We start from the raw sequence: 1,866 nt of genomic DNA, 5'->3' as shown, positions 1-1,866 counted from the left end.
GACTGAGGTAGATCAGCACTTAGATCTGCTGAGTTGACAGGGTGCCCCAGCTTCTTTCGCTACTCGACGTACTTACTTGCGTTTTCACACAGCCTGGGTCGATACCGGTCATGCGCTCGCTGCAGCATAAGCAGACATATCCTCAATGGCTGAACGTCAGTCATACCCCGCTCCCGCTGACCGCGCCTTAAAGCGAAACGCCGAAAATCCTTTTAATTCGTGCTTCAACTCGCCCGCGCAGTAATCGTGACGAACAGAGATTGCTCTGGAGCCCGCCATGAGGATGTATGCCTTCCCGTTGATTGTGACTTGCTTGGTGCCCCCCCAGCTGTCGCACAAGAAAGTCGCGAGCGCTCGGATCTGGGACTTGTGCAACAACAGCTCACTGCTATCGAGCTGTTGGCCGATCGTGCGGCACGCGGCTCAGATAATCTCGATGGAGCGCGCTATCGCTTCGACTATCCAAGATTTTCGGCAGATCTCGAACATGTACGTGAAGGCATCCACAACTATCTGTCGCCCTCACGCGCACAGCCAGCTGACCTAGACGAGCTGTCGGGTAAGTACCGAGCTGAAGCACCAGATTCGAGCCTCTCCGATGAGCATGACTGACGCCCAACTCACAGCATTCTCCGCCGTTGCCGGGTTTTCCCCACAGCTTAGCTCGGTGCTGTGGCGATCATCGGTGCTGGTGCTGGCGTTGCTCTGGTGCGCCTGGGCTTTGTGGACCGGCTACCGCGGCTGGGCGGCCGCTAACCTCAATTTCGGCGCACTTGGCGGCAGCATGCTACGCCTGGCCCTCGCCTTGATCGTGCTGATGTTTTTCATGCTGTCGTAACCAGGAGACCCCGCCATGAAACTCTCCAGTCGCTGCCTTCTTCCGCTGTTCCTGCTGCGGGCTACGTGTACAAAAGCCCTGTTCGGCAGTTTGATGCTGCTGAGCTCGACACTGGCTTGGGCTGATCTGCCGACCATGGAAGCGCCGTCCCGCGGCGAAGGGTCTGGACTGATCGACACCATCAAGAACTACGCCTACGACGGCGGCATTCTGCTCGGGCTGCTGATCGCCACCCTCGCCTTTTTAGGTGTGGCCTGGCACTCGCTCACCGTCTATGCCGATGTGCAAAACCAGCGCAAGACCTGGAAGGACCTCGGCGCCGTGGTCGGTGTTGGCGCGCTGCTGGTGGTGGTGATTCTGTGGTTCCTGACCAAAGCCGCGACGATCCTGTGAGGTTGCCATGCCCGACGTCCCTGCCACCCTGCCTGATGGCACGCTAACCTTCCTGCCGGAACGTCTCAACCGCGATCCCGCCGTCCTGCGCGGCCTCACCAACGACGAGATGTGGGTCGCCCTGATCATCGGTGCCGTGCTGGGCCTGATTCTGGGCGGGCCGCTGGCGGTAGCCACCGCCTCCATCGCTACCCTCCCCACCTGCATGTTCCTGTGCATGGCGTTGGTGCTGCTTGGTGGCGGCAAGCTGCTGCGTCGGGCCAAGCGCGCCCGCCCCGAGACCTGGTTGTATCGACGCCTGCAGTGGCAGCTGGCGGTGCACTGGGGCATCGGCTCTCAGTACCTGATCCTGCACTCTGGCCCGTGGGCGATCCGGCGCACCCGCCGGCCTATGAGGACCACCCCATGAGCCGCTTCCGCAACAAGGTGGATGCGCAGCAGGCGCACATTTTCAGCCTGCGCCTGGTCGTAGCGACCCTGGCGCTGCTGTGCAGTGGGTTCTGGTATGGCTGGCAGTCCGCCCCCTCCGAACTGACCATCCACGTGCCGCCGGATCTGCGCTCCGGCAGCACACGCAAATGGTGGGATGTGCCGCCCGAGAACATCTATGCCTTCGCCCTGTATATCTTCGGCCA

General features: G+C 61.2%; 5 protein-coding genes. All 5 read left to right on the top strand.

Annotation, left to right across the window (positions count from 1 at the left end; translation table 11 throughout):
* Nucleotides 1-369: 369 nt before the first annotated feature.
* Entirely contained in the window at nt 370-612 is a 243-nt protein-coding gene (locus tag ACF8K2_RS25835; protein ID WP_392468771.1) for an RAQPRD family integrative conjugative element protein, read from the top strand.
* Complete coding sequence (locus ACF8K2_RS25830; protein WP_392468768.1) at nt 599-838, top strand: TIGR03758 family integrating conjugative element protein; 240 nt, start codon at nt 599-601, stop codon at nt 836-838. Before ACF8K2_RS25835 ends, ACF8K2_RS25830 begins: the two co-directional genes overlap by 14 nt.
* 15 nt (nt 839-853) lie before the next feature.
* Nucleotides 854-1,231 (top strand): TIGR03745 family integrating conjugative element membrane protein, encoded by a 378-nt coding sequence (locus tag ACF8K2_RS25825; RefSeq protein WP_392468766.1) that lies wholly within the window; start codon nt 854-856, stop codon nt 1,229-1,231.
* Nucleotides 1,232-1,238: 7 nt separating this feature from the next.
* The gene (locus ACF8K2_RS25820) at nt 1,239-1,640 is read left to right on the top strand and encodes a TIGR03750 family conjugal transfer protein (protein ID WP_392468764.1); all 402 of its coding nucleotides are present in this window, start codon (nt 1,239-1,241) and stop codon (nt 1,638-1,640) included.
* Nucleotides 1,637-1,866: DUF2895 family protein (locus tag ACF8K2_RS25815; protein ID WP_392468762.1), on the top strand; the 230-nt coding region annotated here is incomplete at its 3' end. The genes ACF8K2_RS25820 and ACF8K2_RS25815, both read left to right, overlap by 4 nt.

The organism is Pseudomonas sp. xss_2, from assembly GCF_043104195.1.
Lineage (GTDB): Bacteria > Pseudomonadota > Gammaproteobacteria > Pseudomonadales > Pseudomonadaceae > Aquipseudomonas > Aquipseudomonas urmiensis.
The sequence above is the reverse complement of the archived record's forward strand: the minus strand, read 5'-3'. Positions and strand labels throughout refer to the sequence as shown.